Below are 638 nucleotides of genomic sequence, written 5' to 3'. Positions count from 1 at the left end.
CGCGTCCGGCGCGTACCGCGGGCACCGTCGTCAAGGACGAGGGCGAGGGCGGCAAGGCGCTCGCCGGCTTCCTGGCCGACCAGAAGTTCATCTAGTCCCTCCCCTCGAACCTGCAAACACGGAGACATTGAGCAATGGCTGAGATTCTCGTCCTGGTGGACCACGCCGACGGTGCGGTCCGCAAGCCGGCCCTGGAGCTGCTGACCCTGGCCCGCCGCGTCGGCGAGCCGTCCGCGGTGGTCCTCGGCGCCGGTGCCGCGGCCGCCGACATCGCGGCGAAGGCCGGTGAGTACGGCGCGGCGAAGGTGTACGTCGCCGACGGTGCCGAGTTCGCCGACCAGCTGGTCGTCCCCAAGGTGGACGCCCTGGCCCAGATCGCCAAGGCCAACGACGTGGCGGCCGTCCTGGTCACCTCGTCCGGCGAGGGCAAGGAGGTGGCCGCCCGCGTGGCGCTGCGCCTGGGCTCGGGCATCATCACCGACGCCGTCGACCTGGAGGCCGGCGACGGTGGTCCGGTCGCCACCCAGTCGGTGTTCGCGGCTTCCTTCCAGGTGAAGTCGAAGGTCACCAAGGGCGCGCCGGTCATCACCGTCAAGCCGAACGCCGTCGCCCCGGAGGCCGTCGCGGCCGCGGGTGCG

At 72.3% G+C, this 638-nt stretch carries 2 pseudogenes; both read left to right on the top strand.

The annotated features are described in order from the left end of the window. Positions 1-95, top strand: a pseudogene (locus OP86_RS36330) (electron transfer flavoprotein subunit beta); the annotation flags it as partial. Between the two features lie 39 nt (positions 96-134). After that, positions 135-638 (top strand): annotated as a pseudogene (locus OP86_RS32560) (electron transfer flavoprotein subunit alpha/FixB family protein); the annotation flags it as partial.

Origin of the sequence: Streptomyces novaecaesareae (assembly GCF_000716875.1) — a bacterium.
GTDB classification, from domain to species: domain Bacteria; phylum Actinomycetota; class Actinomycetes; order Streptomycetales; family Streptomycetaceae; genus Kitasatospora; species Kitasatospora novaecaesareae.
Note: the sequence above shows the minus strand (reverse complement) of the source record. Positions and strands in the feature narration are given on the sequence as shown.